This window comes from Mesorhizobium sp. WSM4808, assembly GCF_055811675.1.
In genome coordinates, this window is sequence record NZ_JBVVQX010000008.1 from 176,930 (window position 1) to 196,201 (window position 19,272).

The following is a 19,272-nucleotide window of genomic DNA, read 5'->3' on the forward strand; positions in this document are numbered from 1 at the left end:
GTCAGATCCCTCCCCCGGCGCGCCTGGCACCAACCAGGCGAAGCTGGATCGCGTAGAGCGCCATGGTGACGACAAGCAGGACGAAGGCGGCCGCACTGCCGAGCCCCCAGTTGAGTAGCGACTGCACCGTCTGGGCGATCATCTCTGCCAGCATCATGTTCGATGTGCCGCCGAGCAGGGCCGGCGTGACGAAGTAGCCGAGCGACATGACGAAGACCATCAGACCGCCGGCGGCGACGCCCGGAAGAGACAGCGGTAAGAGGATGCGGCGGAAGGCCTCGAACGGGCTTGCGCCGCAAAGGGCGGCGGCGCGCAGCGTCATAGGGTCGATGGCGCGCAAAGTGCCCACCAGCGGCAGGATCATGAAGGGCAGCATGATGTAGACCATGCCAATGGTGACCCCGGCCAGATTGTTGATAAGCGGCAGCGGCTCGTGGATGATGCCGAGCCCCATCAGTGCCCGGTTGATCACCCCCGTACGCTGCAGCAGCACCATCCATGCATAGGTGCGGGTGAGAAGGTTGGTCCACATCGACAGCACGATGATGCCGAAGACGATCGATCCCATGGCCGGCGGCATGATCGCCAGCATCCAGGCAACGGGAAAGGCCACCAGGATGGTGACGGCGGTTACGACCGATGCGACCAGGAAAGTGTTGAGGAACACCCGCACATAGGTGCCGCTGCCGAACAGGGTCGCGTAGTTCTGCAGGCCCGGTTCAGGATCGGTTACGCTGCGCAGCAGCAGGGCCACCACCGGCATGATGAAGAACAGGCCGACCAGCAGCAGAGCCGGCAAGGCGCTGCCGCTGCCGGCCGGCAGGCCGGCGACTGAGCTGCGTCTGAAAGAAATTCCTTGCATCGAGCGGTCCTGTCCCGAAACGGGGCGCGCAAGCCGCGCGCCCGTCACCTGCAACGGCGTTACTTGGTCTGCCAGGCATACCAGCGCGTGGCGATCTCATCTCGATGCTCGGCCCAGTAGTTCATGTCGAGGTTGATCTGTCCCTCAACATGGGCATCGGGGAGTGCTTTGACGGCATCGGCGGGCATCTCAGCCTTGGCCTTGGTATTGATCGGCGCATAGCCGCTTGCCTCGGCGAATTTCGCCTGGCCGGTCGGGCTGGACGCAGCGGCAAGGAACTTCATCGCACTGCCCTTGTTCTTGGCGCCTTTCGGCACGACGAGCACGTCGGCGGCGGTGAGGTTCTGGTTCCAGGAGACTCCGACATCGGTGCCATCCTGCTGAAGGGCAAAGACGCGCCCGTTCCACAGTTGCCCGAAGGCGGCCTCCCCGGAAGCGATCAGCTGCTGTGACTCGGCACCGCCGCCCCACCAGACGATGTCGGACTTGATGGTGTCGAGTTTCTTGAAGGCACGGTCGAGGTCAAGCGGATAGAGCTTGTCCGCCGGCACGCCGTCGGCGAGCAGCGCGATCTCGATGACGCCGGGCGCCGACCATTTGTAGAAGGTCCGCTTGCCGGGAAACTTCTTGGTGTCGAACATGTCGGCCCAGCCGGTCGGTTCGCCCGTTACGGCACTCTTGTTCCACGCGAGCACGAAGGAATAATAGAAGCTGCCGACGGCATGCTCATTGCTGAAGCGCGGGTCGAGATCGGCCCTGGGCACCAGGGAATAGTCGATCGGTTCCAGCAGCCCGTCCTTGGCGGCCTTGATGGCGAAGTCCATCTCTACGTCGACGACATCCCAGGTAACGTTGCCGGCATCGACCATGGCCTTGAGCTTGCCGTAGTCGGTTGGTCCGTCTTGCAGCACCTTGATGCCGGAGTTGGCCTCGAAGGGGGCTGCCCAGGATTTCGTCTGCGCCTCTTGCGTGGTGCCACCCCAACTTGTGAAGGCCATTTCATCGGCCTTGCCAGCGGTGGCGGCGAGCAGTCCGGCCAGCAAGCCGGTCAGAAACAATTTCATGATATTCTCCTCTGTTGGTCTGTTCTTGTTTTTCTCAATGCACCTGCGCCCCACACCCCTCAGCGCATGACGAAGGGATCCGGGATCGGCTCGTCCGACGTCTTGATCCAGACGGATTTCGAGCGCGTGTAATCTCTGATGGCGTCGAGCCCGCCTTCGCGGCCGAGACCCGACAGGCCGTAACCGCCAAACGGAACGAGCGGCGATACGGCGCGATAGGTGTTGACCCAGACAACACCGGCATGGATGTCACGCGCCATGCGATGCGCCTTGCCGAGATTGCTGGTGAACACGCCCGAAGCCAGGCCAAAGGGCGTATCGTTGGCGAGCGCCAGTGCCTGCGCCTCGCTGTCGAAGGCAAGCACGCTGAGCACCGGCCCGAACAATTCCTCGCGCACGCAAGGCAGGTCGCTGCCGCCGGCGTCGATGATAGTCGGCGCGTAGTAGAAGCCGTCGCCGGTTGGCCGCGTTCCACCGGTGACCAGTCTGCCGCCCGCGGCAAGGCTCTCCGCGACCACCTTCTCGATCCAGTCTCGCTGGCGCAGCGTGGCGAGCGGCCCCATTTCTGTGGCCGGATCCTGTGGGTCGCCGATGCGGATCGCTTCGGCCTTGCGCTTCAGCCGGACGAGGAACTCATCTTTTACCGAACGCTCGATCAGCAACCGTGACCCGGCGACGCAGCTCTGGCCGGTCGCGGCGAAAATGCCGGCGACAACCGCATTGGCGGCGCTGTCGAGGTCGGCGTCGGCAAAGACGACGATCGGGCTTTTGCCGCCGAGCTCCAGCGTCGTGTAGGCAAGGTTCTCCGCCGTATTCCTGACAATGGCGCGCGCCGTCGAGGGGCCGCCGGTGAAGGCGACGCGCGAGACCAGTTTGTGGCTGGTCAGGCGCTGGCCGCACTCATGGCCGAAGCCGGTGAGGATGTTGACGACGCCGGAGGGAAAGTCGGCTTCCTCGACGAGTTCGGCAAAAGCGAGCAGCGGCGCCGGACCATCCTCGGAGGCCTTGAGCACGATTGTGCAGCCCGCGGCCAGCGCCGGGCCGAGCTTGACGGCCGAAAGGAACAGCTGCGAATTCCACGGCACGACGGCGGCAACGACGCCGATCGGCTCGCGACGAATGGTGACGTCGAGATCCGGCTTGTCGATCGGCACATGCGCGCCTTCGTGCTTGTCGGCGAGCCCGCCATAATAGCGGTAGTAGTCGCCGACATAGGCGATCTGGGCGCGCGTTTCGCGGATGATCTTGCCGGTGTCGCGTGTCTCGAGTTGGGCAAGGCTCGCGGCATTGGCGGCGACGAGGTCACCGAGCTTGACAAGCAGCTTTCCACGCTCTGTCGCTGTCATCCTTCGCCATGGGTCTGAGCGCAATGCGCGGTGCGCCGCCTCGACGGCGCGGTCGACATCGGCTTCGCTCGCCACCGGCATCCTGGCCCAGGCCGCGCCGGTCGACGGGTCGACGCTGTCGAACGTGGCTGATGGCTCGTCGAAGCGGCCGTCGATGAAGTTCCTGAAAACAGCGTCGGTCATGGGCTCGCGATCAGAGGAAGGCCGGCATTACCCGGTCGATGAACAGTTTCAGCGATTTCGTTTTGCGCTCATGCGAAAGCCCGCTGTCGATCCAGATCGAATACTGGTCGTAGCCGAGCGCCTCATAAGCCTTCAGTCGAGCGAGGACTTCGTCGGCTTCGCCGATCACCAGATTCTGCCTGATCCTGTCCGGCGCGTATTGCGGCATGGCCGCGATCTCGTCCTCCGTCAGCGGTTCCAATATGCCTTGGTGCACCGGCTTCTTGTTTTGGAACCAGGCGCCGAACTGGCAGTAAAAGGCCGACAGGTCCTGGGTGAGGCGATCGGCATCGGCTGCGTCCTCGGCGACGAAGGTGTGCATCAAAAGCATGATCTCCGGCCGTTCGATCTCGGGATGCGCGGCGCAGGCTCCGTTGAAGCGCTGCATCAGGCTCGCCACCTCGTCGTCGCCAGAAGCCAGCGGCGTCACCTGCACCTTGCATCCATGGGAAACGGCAAAATCGTGCGAGTTCGGATCGCGCGCCGCCACCCAGATCGGGGGGTAGGGTTTCTGCAGCGGCTTGGGCGAGGAGGTGGTGGGCGGGAACTGCCAGAACTCGCCTGAGAGCTCGAAGTCGCCTTCCCAGAGGCCGCGGATCGCCGGTATGATCTCACGCATGCGCTGGCCGGCGCCCCAGGCGTCGAGGCCTGGAAAGATACGCTGATATTCATAACTGTAGGCGCCGCGCGCGATGCCGATGTCGAGCCGACCACCGCTAATGACGTCGGCCATCGCCGCTTCGCCGGCAAGTTTGATCGGATGCCAGAAGGGCGCGATCACGGTTCCGGTACCGAGACGGATCCGGCTGGTTTTGGCCGCGAGATAAGCGATATTGATAAAAGGATTGGGCGAAATGGTGAATTCCATGCCGTGATGCTCGCCGATCCAGGCGGTCTCGAATCCGGCCTGTTCGGCCATCAGGACCAACTCCTCGAGCTCGGTCACGAGCTCGGAATGCGGCTTGGCGAGGTCCGACCGTTCCATATGCACGAAGAGCGAGAATTTCATCGCTGGTCACCTGTGTTGGGTGCTGTGGAACCGGCGGTCCTGGCGAGCGGCCGGACCTCGCCTTCGACATCGTTGCCGACATAGACGCCGAATGCATCCACTGAGCATTCCTTGACATAGCGTGCGAGCATCGAGCGGATCGCCGGATCGGCGATTTTCAACTCCTCGATCGCGTGGATCTCGACCAGCCTGATGCCGCGATCGCTGGAAGCGGGCACGTCGAACGTGCCGCGATAGTAGACATGTGTGCGCGAAACATCTCTGGCATCGTCCCAGACGGCGAAAAGGAAGCCCAGCTTGGCCTCGATGGCCCTCGCGGCAAGCACCCCTCGCAGGCTTTTCCCATCGCCAGCCGCACCCAGACCCCGACCGCGCGGCAGTTCAAAACCATCCGCCGTGTCCAGGAACAGGATTCGGCCGCCATTCTCGAGGATGGCGCCGACATCGGTGCCGGGCTGGGTGGCTGCCAGCGCGTCCTGGCTGAGGCCGGGCGCGACATACGCGCCGCGGCAATAGCCGAGCGGCTGCGCGGAATTGTGCTCGAAATCGCGGACGCGGCCAATGAGGATCGAATGATCACCGGCATCGACCAGCCGCTCCATGTCGCAGTCGAAGGATGCGACGGAGCCGTCCAGCACGGGGCTGCCCGTTCGTCCCGGTCGCCAGGCAACGGCGGCGAACTTGTCGGCCGCTTTCGAGGCGAATATGCCGGACGCTGCCTTCTGATCCTCGTTGAGGACGTTGATGGCGAAGCTTTTCGATGTCGCAAAGACAGGATGGCCAACCGCCTTATGAGCGATGCAGACCAGCACCAAAGGTGGATCAAGCGACACCGAGGTGAAGGAGTTGGCGGTGAAGCCGCGCGGCTCGCCTTCGGGCCCGATGGTGGTGACGATGGTGACGCCGGTGAGGAAGGAACCCAGCGCACGGCGGAACTCGCTGCCGTCGAACCCGGTGTTCGCCGCGGCAGCGCTGTCTTGCTCGATCGCTTCGCCTTCTTTGAGGAAGTCGACGATATGGCGCGTCGTCAGGCCGGGATCCGCCACCGCCATCATATGCCGCTCGCCTGAGAGCACTGTGCAGCGGCCATGCGGCGCCAGCCGCGCCATCGCGGCCGACATTGCCGGCGAAGAATTCCTGTCCTCGGAACCGGTCATGAACAGGGCCGGTACGGCTAGCCTCGGCAGGCGGTCAGCGTGGTCGCTGTCGGCACGAGCGAACAGGCGATAGGTGCGAGCATAACCTTCCGGGTCGACGGCACCCAGTACGGCGGCCGTCTTCCGTGCAGCCGCCTCGAGCTCGACCGGCACCGGATCTCCGAACCAGCGGGCAATGGTCTGTGCCGTGCCGGTCACGTCACTCTTGCCGGTAAGCGCCACCGCGCGCTGGCGAACAGCTTCGGCCAGTTCAGGTGGCCGCCGGAACACGGCATTCAGCGAGACGATGCGGCGGACGCGCTCGGCTGCGCGTAGCGCGAGTTCCTGGGCAACGAGCGCGCCCATCGAGTGGCCGATGACGGATACTTTGTCGAGGCCGAGATGGTCGAGCAGGCGAATGGCCTGATCAGCATAGTCGGCGAGTTCTGGGTTCTGCGGCGGCAGCGGCGACTGACCGTGGCCGAGCATGTCGATGGCGATGACGTCGAAGCTATCGGACATCCGCTCGATCTGCGGCTGCCAGATCGCGGCGTTCATACCAACGCCATGAATAAAAAGCACCGGTGCGCCCGCGCCGACACGGATGAAGCCGGTGCCGTCGGGCGCCGCACCCCGTCGAACCCATGCCGATGCGGAAGCGTCAGCCATGCACGTCCCCAAGCTCTTTGAGGTCCTGGTAGCGGTCGCCGATTCGATGATGCGGGCGGCCGCCGATCGAGGCGCCGAGCGCCACAACCAGCTCGTCGGGCGCCGGTGCATCGCCGATCTGGAAATGCACGGTGAGGTAATGCGAGCGCCGCCCTTCGTCATTTTTGTCCATCAGCGGAATGATGATCGGGGTGTTCGGCCCGCCGCGCAGATTGGTGAAGGCAAGGTAGGTCTTGGCGCTTACGGCACGCCGATAGTGGTTGCCGAAGTGCAGCGTATGGATCAACGCCGACGCATGCTCGATCTCGCCCGACGTACCGCAGATGGCGGCCTTGCCATAGCCCTCGATAGCCTCGCCGGAACCGGCGGCGGCAACGATCTCGTGGGTCAGGATCTCTCCCAGCACCGGCGCACAGGCTCGGATTTGGGGCGACAGATCGTCGGTGAAGCCGCGACCGGCCCAGGGATTGGTCAACACCGCTGCGACGCCGATAAGGCGCAGCGGCCGGGGGGCGGCCTTGCCGCCTTCGATCAGCGTGTTCTCGGTATAGGTAACGATCTTACGAATGGCGGGCTGCATGGAATTCCTCGGTAGGTGGTGCCTCGGGACATCCAATCCCGCTATCATCTTATGGTATACCATGCTATGGAGCGCCAAGTACCTTGTCAACCGGGCATCGAATCTGTTTTCGTAGCGGCGCAGGAGGCATACATGCCAGACGACACGCTTCGCATCGACCGCAGCTCCAAGACCTTGAGGACGCTGGCGCTGGAGCGCATGCGCGAAGCGATCATGGATTTCCATTTCCAGCCTGGCGAAAGGCTTGTCGAACGGCCGCTTTGCGACCAGCTCGGCGTCAGCCGTTCCGTCGTGCGTGAGGTCCTGCGGCAGCTGGAGGCAGAGGGGCTCGTGCAGATGATCCCTGGGCATGGGCCGGCCGTCGCCAGGCCGGACCTCGGCCGTACCGACGAGATCTACGAGCTTCGGGCTCTGCTTGAAGGCATCGCGGCCCGAGCCTGTGCCCTGTCGGCCACCGGCGAGCAGTTGGCAACGCTCGAAGGGGCGCTGGCGGATTTGTTCGATGCGTGGGCGTCGGCGACGCCGCCTGCGGTGATGCGGGCGACGACCAAATTCTACGAGGCACTGTTCGAGGCCGCCGACAAGCGTGTCGCCTGGGAAATCGTCTCCGGGCTGAATGTCCGCATCAACCAGCTTCGTTCGATGACAATCGTCTCGACCAACCGGCGCGAAGCGGCGATCGCCGAGATGAACGAGATCATGGATGCGATCCGCGCACACAAGCCGGAAGCGGCGGAAGCAGCAGCGCGGCGGCATGTCGAGTCCGCCTGGAAGATCGCCCGGAACACACTACGCGTCGATTGTCCTTAGTCTCACCACCAAATTTCCAACAGAGCCGATCGCCCACGAATCGGGCTGCGTGCGGAAGCTTTACCTCACCTTAAGAGTGCCGCAGCAACACCCCGCTCTATACAGAGGGTGCCTCTGGGGCTCGTCGCGTGGAGCGAGCGGTTTTCTTCGCTACTTCGATTCTCAGGAAGCTAATCACGCGGCCTCTCTTGTGTCATCGTAGCTGACAGCAGCCTTCTCGAAAGCCAGATCACTCCGTCGAGCCCAGTTCCTCTCAGCATCGAGCAGCTCATTCTCCCCACTCAAACCGTTCATGAACAGCCTGAGTACGTGCGCAGCCGTGCGCTCTCCCGCCCGCGAAGCAACAGGTACGCCGCGCTCTTTGCAGACCGTCTCACAAACACGGGCAAGCATCACAATATCGCTCGGTTCTAAAAATCACCTGGATACAACATACCGTCCTCTGTTGGAACGCTACGTGAGCCTTTGATTACGCTAGGTCACCGGCAGCAACAATCAACTATGATAGTCTGCACCTCGACTGGTCAGAAAATCTGAGCGGCCTTCAGACGGTGGGCATCGCGCCACTCCGAGTCGGAAGGACAGAACTATCAGGCTAGGTTTTCCCGTTAGGTCGATTCGGTCCAATCGCGTGGGCCCGGGTAATGCGAACGGTCGCTCGTCTAATGGCAAGTTGGCCGGTGAAATGCCATGTCGGCATTTTCGGGCACCTCGAATTGAAGCCTTGCAAAAGCTGGAACCCCTCGGTGTCGCAGACCGCGCAAATCAAATCGAGGCGCGCACCGCCGCCCGGTGAGAGACACCTCGACGAGTTGCCTCGAAAATCCACCTTGAAGGCCTGACCGTCAGCTACTCATCCCCCTGCCAAAGCAGGGAACAAGATCCTTTGGGCAATGTTAGGCGCAATGCCAAGTTCTTCCTCCGGTCATGTGTTTGACGTGGCGATTGTCGGCGGCGGCCCCGCAGGACTTGCGGCAGGCATGTATCTGGCGAGATTCTTGCGTTCGGTGATCTTGGTCGACGCTGGCGACGCACGAGCCAAGCTCATTCCAAAATCGCATAACTGTCCTGGCTTCCCGGACGGCGTAGGCGGGCCAGAGTTGCTCGGCCGTCTCAAAGCCCAGGCACGGTGCAGGCGTTGTGGACGGTCGTGTAGCGGGCGCCGAGAAGCGCGACGGGACCTTTCTGCTGACGACCACCTTCGGGACCATCCGAGCACAGCGCATGGTTCTTGCAACCGGATTGTGGACAAGGCCCCGGCAATAGAAGAGCTGGAGGAGGCGGTGGCGGCCGGCACCGTCCGACTGTGTCCGGTCTGCGACGCCTACGAGCCCGTGGGCAAGCGCATCGGCGTCGTAGGCCCAGTGCATCTGGCACTCAAGGAGGCCCTGTTCTTGAAGGAGTACAGCGGTCAGGTCACCTTGCTCGCCAGCTATCCGGAGGATATTTCCGAGGACGCTCGCGGCATGGCCTCGGCAGGCGTCATCGAATCTGGGACACCGTCGAGTATCTGGTCGCTCGGGCAACCGGGTTCGACGTTGTCATGGCCGACGGTGCGCCAATGCGGGACGTGGATGTGGTGTACCCCGCAATGGGCTCTGATGTGCGCTCTGAAACTTGCCGTCGCACTCGGTGCAGAGTGTGACGCGCAAGGATATGTTCTGGTCAGCCGACACCTCGAAACGTCGACTGCGGGCCTCTATGCCATTGGAGACGTGGCCGAGGGCCTCAATCAAATTGCCGTTGCGTTTGGTCATGCCGCCACCGCAGCAAGACATATCGACAACGCACTTCAGTCTAGGCCGGGAAGCTGACCGGCCACCCTGCCATGGGGTAGCGTCTGACCTAACGAAGGCCGGCACGGTTGCGAATTTGGGGGTGGACCACGCCGTGCCGGCCAGTGCTGGACGCCCCAGCTCAGTTACGCTACCGGCACAATAGGAATCCAGCAATTAAACCTGATGGTCTAGGTAGCCCGTCGGCCATTCCGCGATAGCGCCTCCCCTACGATCCGTCGCTGTCAAAATGTGCACTGTTGAGCGCACACGTCGTCGCGACGGGGCGCCCACGATCTGCCCCGGTTCGCGATAAGCGCGGCGTCAAATTTCAAACTGATACGCTGCCGTAATGCGCGGTCCAACTACTTGCAAACGAACAGTCGAACTCCCTTGCCACAGGCCATCACCAAACCGACTGGCTGTCACGGATTGAGGTCAGAAAGCATGTCGTTTTCTACCCATCTTTCCAAAAGCTGAATGAGCTTCAGAGCCCGGTCGGTGCACGAATAAAAGGTTGTGTTCCTTTCGCGTCTCTTGGCAACCAAATCAAATTTCCGCAACATGACAAGATGCTGAGAGAGAGCGGGTTGGCTCAGTCCAACCCGAAATGCCAGATCGCGGACCCGTATCTCGCCTTTGGCCATTATGAACAGAGACAGAAGTCGCTTCTCGTTGCCCATGGCCGCGAGGAGCCCGGCCGCGGATGCGGCATAACTGGGCAACTTTTCCGATCTGTCTTCCTCAGCCAGCGCCACCACTGTTGATCTCCCACAGATCCTGCACGGGAGCATTGCGCAGCTTGGGCTCGCCGCGTAGCGTCCGGACGCGAGCGTTGATGTCCGGCTTCACCCATTCGACCTCAGGCGTGACCTGCGCCGTGGGAACGCCATTCGGTGGCCCGGCCTTGGCCTTCTGCTCGCGTGTCCAGAGCCAGTTCTTGATTGCATCGGTTTTGGCGATCACCGCCTTGCCGACATTCTTGACGTGTCGTGCGAACAGCCTCTCTGTCCACTCGCCGGGCTGCCGCTTGATCCCAATAAGTTCAAAATCAATGTCCCAGCACTTCAGCCAGACTGCATCCTTTGCCCCGCTGCGGTAAGGGGTGACCTTGCGCTTCGAGACGATACCTTTGAGGCTCATCCGATCGGCCGCTTCGTAGATCTCGACACCGCCTTCGACATGCTGGCTGCACTGGACGATGCCTTCGGCCGGCTGGATGAGCTCCCGCAGGATTGCCTTGCGCTCGACTGCTGGCCGCCAGCGCAGATCTTCGCCACTTTTGTGCAGGATATCGAAGGCGACGAAGGCGAGCAGCTCGGCATTCCACGCCATGCGCGAATGCATCGCGTGAAAGTTCGGCCGGCCGCCCGGCTGCGGCGCGATCATCTCGCCGCCGGGAATGAAGGATTTCGCTTTCAGCTGCTCGGCGGCAGTGACGACAGGCCGGTGACGTTTCAACCGGTCTATCCCCATGCGGGTGAAGGTGAGCGCGCCGGCCCAATCGAGAATGATCTGGGTGCAACAGCCATCATCTTTGATTTCGCACAGCCAGCCGTTGCTAACCGGCGGCTTCAGCGCCAGGACAGGCTCCTGCGGCTTGATGAACTTCAAACGCATGAACTGACTCGCAAACTGCGATTCAATTTAGCACACGCTTAATTAGTCTCGTAGCATTTTAACGGGTCATTGACCGCGCTGTCCCATTATAGGACGGCGCGGTCAAAACCCAACCGGACTGCGCAGGCGGCTCCGGCACTGAAGCGCCCGCCCGAATGCCGGAGCCGCCACTCACACCTAATTTACCAGCAATGGTTGAATCAACCGTTACCGCACGTGCTTTCCTCTGCGCTTCCCTGATCGTTACACTGTTGACCGAGCGGACCGAACGCTTCTAGACGATGAAAGTTCGATGGAGAGGACGAAGCTACCCGATCGTGGGCCCGTAATCCCGGCAAGCGGCATGCAGGATAGCTCTAACCTGCCTGACGTGCGGTGAGCAGACAATGCGAGAGCTTCGCTAAGCGATCTGGCACATTGACCCTCTGAGCGGTCGATCCCCTATGGACCGCTTATACAGGGTCCGCCGCCGGCGCCTCAATAGGCGGCGGGCCGCAGGTCCCAGGGCGCTCAAATCGAACGCGAAACAGCCGTCTCGCACTCATTTGCCGATGCCGCGAGAGGGGCTGCGGAAGCTTCCACCTAGTACGAGGCTTCCAGCGTTCCGAACCTTGGCTGCTGAAGATTGCTCCGTTAGCTTTTGCTGAAGCGGGTACTTGTTATGCTGCGGTGATTTTTCGTCGCCATGAAAACTAGCTGCCTCGGACAGGAACGGCTTGGCCCGAGCGGCTGGAGTCGCAAGACCCGTGGGAGGATAGTCCAGTTTCCGGATCCCGGAAACAGTATAAGTCGAAGCCGCGCTACTCGGAACTCCCAGGCCCCGCCAACCATTCCCGTAGATCTTCTTCGATTTTCGCCAAGACATAGCGAATAATTGGCACTCCGCACGCAGGATCTCCCCTTCGATGGGAAATTGCTTGAACGAGATCGTCCAGGCGATCTAGATAAGGTAGGCGGCTCATCAGCCTTCACCACGCTGCACCTCACATGCGCTCTCCATGAATGAGTACCCACCACGCCACCGAGCCGTGGCGGGTACTCAGCCAACCGCCGACGAAGGGATGATGATCGACGGTCACATTTCCAAATGTAGAAAAGGCTCCGTTGTTTCAGGGTCGGACCTTTGCGAGTCCATGTCGGGCTTCAGTCGGGCCCAGACACGATAGAGTGCCTGCAAGGGTGTGTAGCAGCGCCAGCGCGAAGGCCCCGTCACTGACCAGCAATGATGGATTTCGGAAACCAGGTTGCCTGGTCCGCAAGACTCAGTGGGTCCGCCCCCACTTGCGGGTAGAGGCGGACCCGACCGAGGCTTGGGGGCCTCGACCGGCAGCGGGGGACGCTGCCGCTTGTTCAACCTGCCGCAGCATATCAGGTTCCGCTGATTCACAAAAAGCCCACCGGAAGATGGCGGGCAGGTTCTGGAGTGTGCTGGGACCAACCAGCATAGGTCAACAAGCCGCGACAGGGTTGGTCCCGATAGCGGGCGGACGCCGCCAAGCCGCAGCCCTCGTTTCACCCGCCCGCTGCTTGCCCCACACTCTCGTCCCGGCGCCGCCTGTAGCCTGTCACATGCATCGCTGAGACATCGCTCGTAACGACCGTCCCCCTCGCGGGGAAGATCGATCATCCGATCGTCGCACAGATCGAAGGAACATTTTAGAGTTATCGAATGTTCACATCCTATGGACAGCCGAACCCAACTCTCAGCAGCTCAATCGAGAACAGCACGCGCCCTGCTGAACTGGTCGCGGGTGCGCCTTGCCGCAAAAGCCAGTCTCAGCGAAATGGCGATCAGAGATTTTGAGAACGGTATTCGAAATCCGCGTCCCCACAAGATCGCGGCCATGCGCCAAGCGTTTGAGGACGCGGGAATTACTTTCACCTTCGAAGGCGCTCAGTCGCTAGCCCGCCCTGAAGGTCATAGCGGTCTCGCCACCACCAATAGAATGTGGCGCCGCCGGCAGAGACAAGCATAACGATAAGGGTCCTTCATCCGCGTAGAGAGTATGTGTCTAGTGCGCGTGCCTGAGCATCGGTCTGCCGGCGACGACGCGCTCAAGCTGCTGGCACGCTTCGGCATGGTCGGCATCGCCGCCACAATTCTGTATGCCGCTTTGGTTACCGCTTTTATCGGAACGGCTCGCTGTCACCCCATCCAGCCCTCGCTTGGGGCATATGCCGCAGCCACCCTGTATTCGGACCTGGCTTACAGATCCCTGACGTTCGTGTCGGGCCCATCGCATCGAACTGAAGCTCCGCGTTTCCCGGCGATTCTTGACGCGCTCAGATAACATCGCGCCGTGTGACGGCGAGTCCTAGCCGCCTGCGCGGACGTCTCAATCGAGATGCCGGCCTTTCGCAGAATCGCCAGGAGTCTGGCAGGGGCATTGTTGTATTTGGTGGGTCATAAAGTTTTTGCGCCGGCCTTAGGAACATGCATCCGGAATCTAAGTTGGGAACGTGCTTGGTGTGAGAACTCCCTCCCTCAAGTCCAAGCTCTGGTGCAGGGCCCGTCGCTGTGACCTCAGCGGCGGGCCAACCTGGAGAAACCCATGCAACCTTTTCGTAAGGCTGGAACCCGTTTGCAGCTCGGCTTCGGGCAGGTCTCAAAGCCAAGGCCCCCTCTAGTCGTGCCTTCAGCGGCCGGTCTACTCGTCAGACGCTCCACGGTCTCAATGATGGCCTTCGCCAGCGGCTCGGGTTGTAGTGACCAGTCAGCCCAATCCTCGGATGGTAGCACGCCAAGGGCGATATTTGCGGATCCGCGCCTGGACAGTTTGGCCTCCTACCAGAATACCGTTGAATTTACAGTTTGGTAAAAAATTCCCCATCAATCGTAGACTGACTTCGCGGCCGCCAGTGAGGAAGGAGGGTGACGGCCTTCCGGTGTCCTGCTCGGCTAGGAAAACCAAGCGCGATCCAAACTTCCATCCTGGGAGCAAGGTTGCCTTGAATCGAAAGTGGGTCCGCCCCACTGGCAGGCAGAGGCGGACTCGGCCGAGGCTTGGGGACCTCGACCGGCAGCGGGGACGCTGCCGCCGTTTCGAACCTGTTCCGACTATCAAGTTCCGCTAACGCACAAAAGAGCCCGTCACCTTCCGGCAGCAGGGGTGGAGAGCAGCCATGAGATAGTTGTGCGATCAATTTGCGGGGATACGGAGACTAAAGCGCGTTTGCTCCACATCGGAGACTACGTCCAAGCTTCCACCATGGGCGCGGGCAATTTCTGACGCGATGAAGAGCCCCAATCCCAGGCCCTGTTGGCGGCTCTTTGCCTCTCCTCGATAAAATGGCTGAAAGAGGCGTTGCAGCGCCGATTCCGGAATAGGCTTACCGCTGTTCGCAACCGACAGGCTAAAGAGGCCGTCCTGAACCTGCGCGGCTACCTTGATCGGAGTTTCAGGGTCGCCATGGGCGATGGCGTTTCCCATTAGGTTCGAGAAAAGCTGCGCGATCCTCGCATGATCAGCATCGATCATGCATCCGTCCAGATTGAACGACACCTCGATCTGACGCTCCGGGTAGCTTGATCTTATCTCGTCAAGCACCTGCTGCAATGCGGGCTGGATCGGGTTGTCGCGGTCCCTCGATAGTCCGAGACCCCCTCCAAGTCGACCTCTCGCGAAATCCAAGACATTGTCGATCAAGCCGCTCATCCGGGAAACGCTCGCCAGCATGAGGCGCAGGACTTGGGAGGTTTTTTCGTCGCTGGTGTCAGAGCTTCGGGCCAGCATGTGGACGCCAGCAGAAATCGAAGCCAGGGGATTTCGTAGGTCGTGGCCAAGCACCGCTATGAACTGCTCGCGCAGTTCCGCAGTCTGTTGTGCGGAATTCAGGCCGATCTGCAGCTCGCGTCTGGCCTCACTCAGCTCTCGCTCGTAGCGTCGACGCTGCGTCGCGCGAAAGAGCGCCACGCGTGTCTCAATTAATTCTCCAGTGGGCGTCCTCTTTTCCCAGGCGTTGGCTAGGACTGACAGGCTCTCGCCATCCGACTTCATCACGTCCAACGCAACCTCATCAAAGGAGCCCTGCATCCTCAACAGGGGAGCGAAATGTGTCTCATAGAACATTCTTCCGGCGATATTGAGGATGTCACGAAAGCGTTTCCCGACAACTGCCTCCCTAGAAAACCCGGTCCATTTGTAGAAAGTAGTGTTTGCGTCGTCGATGCGCCCATCGGCAGCTACAACGAGGTAGCCACAAGGCGCGTTCTCAAAAAGGTCGAGGTATCTGTTACCAGCGTTCATTGTGTAGTCAGACGAACGACCGTATCGCCGCAACAACTTCCTGCGGCGAGCTGAGATTTGGGCAGTGGCCGACCGCGTCGAGGTGAACCAATTTACTGCCCGCGATGTGGTCGCGGACGTACTCACCGACTTGATCGCCGGCAATGATGTCGTCGGAACACTGCAGCACTAGCGTCCGCGCGGTGACTTTCGGCAGGTCGGCTCTGTTGTCGGATGTGAATGTGGCCCGCGCGAATTCACGAGCGATGTCGGGATCAGTTCGACAAAAGCTGTTGGTGAGCTCCTCAGCAAGTTCCGGCCGATCCGCGTTCCCCATAATTGCTGGCGCCATCGCGGCCGACCAGCCCATGTGGTTGTCGGCTAGAGATGAAAGCAGGCCCTCGACATCAGCCTCTGAAAAGCCGCCGACATAGCCGTCATCGTTTATATAGCGCGGAGACGGACCAACCAAAACAAGGGTCTCGAATATTTCGGGTGCCTTCAAGGATGCGAGCACCCCGATCATTGCGCTGACGGAATGCCCGACGAATACCGTTTTCCGCAATTCGAGAGCCCGACCGATTTCAATGAGGTCATCCGCGTAGCCGTCCAGCGAGGCGTATTTAGCGCTGTCGTACGCAGACAGGTCGGACTTCCCAGCCCCTACCTGGTCGAAAAGTACGGTGCGAAAATCGTGGCGGAATGCAGGCTCGACGAAACGCCACATGTTTTGATCACAGCCGAAGCCGTGGGCAAACACCATCGTTTTAGGTCCCGTGCCATGAGCCAGAACATTGTTGCGCTTCAGAACGTACATGTCTTCAGACCAGAGGAAATCGACACCTAAATAGCCCGTCTGAAAAAAACTTCAAATGGCAACGAAATGACGCCCGCACTCGGAGCGTATCTCTAGTCTGCACGTGGAGTTGATGAAGTTGTTCGTATAACCATATGGCGCAGCCCATTCCGGTGCTCGTTGTCGAGGACGACGAACTCATCCGGATCGATATCGTCGACTTCCTTGGGCATGAGGGGTTCGTCGATTACGAGGCAGCCGGTGCGGACGAGGATTCTGCTTCTGGAACAACATCCATCGGTTTGAATGCTGTCGGGAGACGATGCGAGGATACGGATAGCGGAAAATTCGCTCACGCGCATTGGTGTGGAGTTCGTCCATGGGGGAAATACCTTCTCCGCTTGAGGCACGCTTGGATATGAGGCGTGAAGCGCAAAAGAGCTGGGGATGCTATTGGTAGCGAGACGTCTGCCGGTAACATATCGCTCAACAAGCACCCCGCCTGCTAGGCCGGGCACTGTCTCGGTTGAAGTTTATCCGCCCTATCTGTCGCACGACGGGCCGATCTCCTATATGCTTAGCGGAAAGCATGTGAGTGCCAATGCCCTTCACTGTCATCTGGTATGGAAGACGCGGCATCGTCGACAAAGTGTCCTTCGACGCGGAGAAGGCGGCAAAAGACCATGCCATCGCGATGTTCCCGACCCGTAAGGGTGACGATGGGATCGTTTCAGTTGAAGTTCGTAAAGACAACGGCGCCGTCGTCTTTAGTCACGCGGAGAACTGAGAGAGCGAGGCCAGCGCCACAGCCGCCATCGATCCGTTCGATCTGCCGGGGGCGCGGATCGGCCGGCAATACCTCCAGCTGTGGCCTCGATCCGCGGCTGCGCCGAGAACGACTGGCCTGTCGCCGATGTCGTCGGACGGCTTGAATGCCTGTATGGCCTTGCGACCAATCACGCCCGCAACCCGCTCAGCACCGTGTACCCAGACCCGCTGCCCGATCTCTGTAGCGACGTCGGTGCCACCAATCGTGTTGAAGAACAGGAAGCCATTTTCATCGATGTAATGAACAATGAAGCCGATTTCATCCATGTGCCCAGCGTACATGACGCGAAAGCCGGCTTCCGGGTTCAGGATTGCGCTCACATTGCCCAGCACATCGGTCGTCACCTTATCTGCAAACTCGCGGACGTTGTCCCGATAGAGCTTGGCGACGGGCTGTTCGAATCCGCTTGGGGAAGGCGTCGCAATGAGCGCCTCCAGATAGGAAAAAGACTGGGCGCGCACGTTTTCCTCCGGGTGCTGGAAAGAACATGTTGTCTGAGCTAATCCACGCCCGATGTGTTGGTTCCAATCGGAGCAGCAAGACAGATTGCACGGGGCTGGAGGAGGCGAGCCGCGCCGGCCTGGAAGGCTTGAAAAGATCTGGCGAGAGCGGCGCTGAAGGAGCGCGATTAGGCAGCAATTATTCGTCGAGGTCAGGGATGAAAGCGGCGAAAAACTGCTGAGGCTCTGAATTCGTCTGCAGGTCACAGCGATGGGATGACAGATCCCGAATGGCCACAGCTAAGTCCGGCGCCAGGCATCTCTTGAAAAGTTTTGCGATCTCGGAACAATCGCGCCAAACCACAGTTCCAGCCAGGCAGTGGAGCTGCAAGATTGTGACCCGATCGCGCGTGGCCCTCCCACGGCGCCGGCGCTCGATCACCAGCAGGCGATATAATCGGGACGATAGCTCGATGGGCAAGAAGGCCAAGCAGAACACCGGGTCTCGGGCGGATCGCGAACGGGCCATCGAACTACTTTGCCCGAAAGTGCGGCCTCACCAAGGACGAGGCACTCAAGATTCTCAAGAACGCGTGTCGCAGGATCGATGAACAAGCGAAACGGCGGTCAGGCGACCAGTAGAAGCAATCGTCGCTCGATCGTCGCAACCGATGGCAGCGCATGATCTACTTCACCCCCGACACACCTTTTCAACAATCCGCTTCAACGATCCGGATGCCGCAGGCCGGGGTCCCGTTTAGACCGGTAGAGGCAGCCGAGCGACCATTGCGGCATGCAATATGTGCCGAAAAGCCGCGCGATCTGGTTCTCACAACAGTTGCCCACAAAGCTCTGAGCAGGTCGTTCCGGCGCCGCGGCCCCCCGACTACCGTCTTGTCAACATGATCGCCGAAAGCGTGGCCTGCAATCGGCTTCGATCGTCCAGGCGAGAACGCCGGTTAAGGCGCGGCAGGCGGCTTAACAAGCGGCCGCGAGGCTAGGCTAGCGCAGAGGCGACATGGCGCCGTTTGGCGCCGGTTGTGCCGACCATAACGGAGCGAGATGCCCACGGGTCCTTGCTCGTGCTTCCCACGATGTCTTTGAGGGCGAGGAACAACGGATGGCCTTGGTTGTTAGAGCCCATATGCCGCGACGCATTGAACTCGAAGTGGGAGATGGAGATGGCGACGAAAAAAAGCGCCCAGAGCAGCACTAAGGGCCTGGAAGATCTATTTTATGAAGCCTTGAAAGACATATACTACGCCGAGCGTAAGATCTTGAGTGCCCTCAAGAAAATGGCCAGGGGTGCCGAATCGCAAGAGTTGACCGCCGCGTTCGAGAAGCACCGCGACGAGACTGAGGGCCAGGTCGAGCGGCTGCAGCAGGTGTTCGAGATTTTCGGCAAGCGCGCGCAGGGCAAGACCTGTCCGGCCATCGACGGCATTCTTGAGGAAGGCCAGGAGATTCTGGAGGAGTTCCAGGAGGCGCCGGCCCTCGACGCCGGACTTGTCGCCGCGGCCCAGGCCGTTGAGCATTATGAAATTGCCCGCTATGGCACGCTTGTGACCTGGGCAGGGCTGCTCGGCTTGAATGACGCCGTCCAACTGCTTCAGCAGACGCTCGAGGAAGAGAAGGCAACTGACGAGGCGCTGACTCAACTCGGACAAGCCGGCGTAAACGAAAGGGCGCTGCAGGAAGCCGCCTAGCTGGACCCGTTTCAGTCTGCTGGGAGACCCAGTCCATGAACATCGCCGGAAACGTGGCCCCCCCCGGGGGGCCCCCCCCCCCCCCCCCCCCCCCGGGGGGGGCCCGGGGGGGGGTGGCGCCCCACAAATCCCTAAACCGGCCCCATGGCCAGAAAAAGGGGTCATTTTTACGCGGACGGCGG

At 60.9% G+C, this 19,272-nt stretch carries 16 protein-coding genes; 5 read left to right on the forward strand and 11 right to left on the reverse strand.

Features of this window, described 5'->3' with window-relative positions; all coding sequences use genetic code 11:
- Position 1 precedes the first annotated feature (1 nt).
- From AC0L2U_RS16655 to AC0L2U_RS16680, 6 genes are read right to left on the reverse strand one after another with little or no spacing between them, the layout of a single operon-like run.
- Positions 2 to 862 (reverse strand): ABC transporter permease, encoded by an 861-nt coding sequence (locus tag AC0L2U_RS16655; protein ID WP_127320394.1) that lies wholly within the window; start codon positions 860 to 862, stop codon positions 2 to 4.
- A 59-nt stretch (positions 863 to 921) separates the two neighbouring features.
- Positions 922 to 1,926 (reverse strand): ABC transporter substrate-binding protein, encoded by a 1,005-nt coding sequence (locus AC0L2U_RS16660; protein WP_127320393.1) that lies wholly within the window; start codon positions 1,924 to 1,926, stop codon positions 922 to 924.
- A gap of 59 nt (positions 1,927 to 1,985) precedes the next feature.
- Positions 1,986 to 3,455 (reverse strand): aldehyde dehydrogenase, encoded by a 1,470-nt coding sequence (locus AC0L2U_RS16665; RefSeq protein WP_127397115.1) that lies wholly within the window; start codon positions 3,453 to 3,455, stop codon positions 1,986 to 1,988.
- Between the two features lie 10 nt (positions 3,456 to 3,465).
- Positions 3,466 to 4,503 carry an LLM class flavin-dependent oxidoreductase gene (locus AC0L2U_RS16670; protein ID WP_127319049.1) on the reverse strand — a complete coding sequence of 346 codons (1,038 nt, stop codon included), beginning with the start codon at positions 4,501 to 4,503 and terminating at the stop codon, positions 3,466 to 3,468.
- Complete coding sequence (locus tag AC0L2U_RS16675) at positions 4,500 to 6,308, reverse strand: alpha/beta fold hydrolase (protein ID WP_128287424.1); 1,809 nt, start codon at positions 6,306 to 6,308, stop codon at positions 4,500 to 4,502. The genes AC0L2U_RS16670 and AC0L2U_RS16675 overlap by 4 nt, the downstream gene beginning before the upstream one ends.
- A complete protein-coding gene (locus AC0L2U_RS16680; RefSeq protein ID WP_127268589.1) occupies positions 6,301 to 6,888 on the reverse strand; it encodes an amino acid synthesis family protein in 588 nt (195 codons plus the stop codon). Before AC0L2U_RS16680 ends, AC0L2U_RS16675 begins: the two co-directional genes overlap by 8 nt.
- Positions 6,889 to 7,020: 132 nt before the next feature.
- Between AC0L2U_RS16680 and AC0L2U_RS16685 the strand changes: the two genes are divergently transcribed.
- Positions 7,021 to 7,698, forward strand: a complete 678-nt coding sequence (locus AC0L2U_RS16685; protein WP_127268588.1) for a GntR family transcriptional regulator — start codon at positions 7,021 to 7,023, stop codon at positions 7,696 to 7,698.
- Positions 7,699 to 8,942: 1,244 nt separating this feature from the next.
- Complete coding sequence (locus tag AC0L2U_RS16690; protein WP_473602241.1) at positions 8,943 to 9,512, forward strand: FAD-dependent oxidoreductase; 570 nt, start codon at positions 8,943 to 8,945, stop codon at positions 9,510 to 9,512.
- Between the two features lie 386 nt (positions 9,513 to 9,898).
- Here the strand turns inward: AC0L2U_RS16690 and AC0L2U_RS16695 are convergent, their stop codons facing one another.
- Together AC0L2U_RS16695 and AC0L2U_RS16700 are read right to left on the reverse strand one after the other, a co-directional pair.
- Positions 9,899 to 10,234 carry a metalloregulator ArsR/SmtB family transcription factor gene (locus AC0L2U_RS16695; RefSeq protein ID WP_245463759.1) on the reverse strand — a complete coding sequence of 112 codons (336 nt, stop codon included), beginning with the start codon at positions 10,232 to 10,234 and terminating at the stop codon, positions 9,899 to 9,901.
- Complete coding sequence (locus AC0L2U_RS16700) at positions 10,218 to 11,093, reverse strand: ATP-dependent DNA ligase (protein ID WP_127807837.1); 876 nt, start codon at positions 11,091 to 11,093, stop codon at positions 10,218 to 10,220. The genes AC0L2U_RS16695 and AC0L2U_RS16700 overlap by 17 nt, the downstream gene beginning before the upstream one ends.
- 1,682 nt (positions 11,094 to 12,775) lie before the next feature.
- Between AC0L2U_RS16700 and AC0L2U_RS16705 the strand changes: the two genes are divergently transcribed.
- Complete coding sequence (locus tag AC0L2U_RS16705) at positions 12,776 to 13,069, forward strand: helix-turn-helix domain-containing protein (protein WP_127319055.1); 294 nt, start codon at positions 12,776 to 12,778, stop codon at positions 13,067 to 13,069.
- 1,164 nt (positions 13,070 to 14,233) lie between these two features.
- On the opposite strand, the gene AC0L2U_RS16710 is transcribed toward AC0L2U_RS16705, so the two are convergent.
- Positions 14,234 to 15,340 (reverse strand): PAS domain-containing sensor histidine kinase, encoded by a 1,107-nt coding sequence (locus AC0L2U_RS16710; protein WP_128287421.1) that lies wholly within the window; start codon positions 15,338 to 15,340, stop codon positions 14,234 to 14,236.
- Between the two features lie 7 nt (positions 15,341 to 15,347).
- Complete coding sequence (locus AC0L2U_RS16715) at positions 15,348 to 16,136, reverse strand: alpha/beta fold hydrolase (RefSeq protein ID WP_127380181.1); 789 nt, start codon at positions 16,134 to 16,136, stop codon at positions 15,348 to 15,350.
- A 580-nt stretch (positions 16,137 to 16,716) separates the two neighbouring features.
- Here AC0L2U_RS16715 and AC0L2U_RS16720 point away from each other — a divergent pair.
- Positions 16,717 to 16,902: a hypothetical protein gene (locus tag AC0L2U_RS16720; RefSeq protein ID WP_127332018.1), complete on the forward strand. Its 186-nt coding sequence runs from the start codon at positions 16,717 to 16,719 to the stop codon at positions 16,900 to 16,902.
- Here the strand turns inward: AC0L2U_RS16720 and AC0L2U_RS16725 are convergent.
- A complete protein-coding gene (locus tag AC0L2U_RS16725; protein WP_473602243.1) occupies positions 16,887 to 17,405 on the reverse strand; it encodes a hypothetical protein in 519 nt (172 codons plus the stop codon). The genes AC0L2U_RS16720 and AC0L2U_RS16725 overlap by 16 nt on opposite strands.
- A gap of 1,160 nt (positions 17,406 to 18,565) precedes the next feature.
- On the opposite strand from AC0L2U_RS16725, the gene AC0L2U_RS16730 reads away from it, so the two are divergent.
- Positions 18,566 to 19,090 (forward strand): YciE/YciF ferroxidase family protein, encoded by a 525-nt coding sequence (locus AC0L2U_RS16730; RefSeq protein WP_127807842.1) that lies wholly within the window; start codon positions 18,566 to 18,568, stop codon positions 19,088 to 19,090.
- The last annotated feature ends 182 nt before the right edge of the window (positions 19,091 to 19,272 follow it).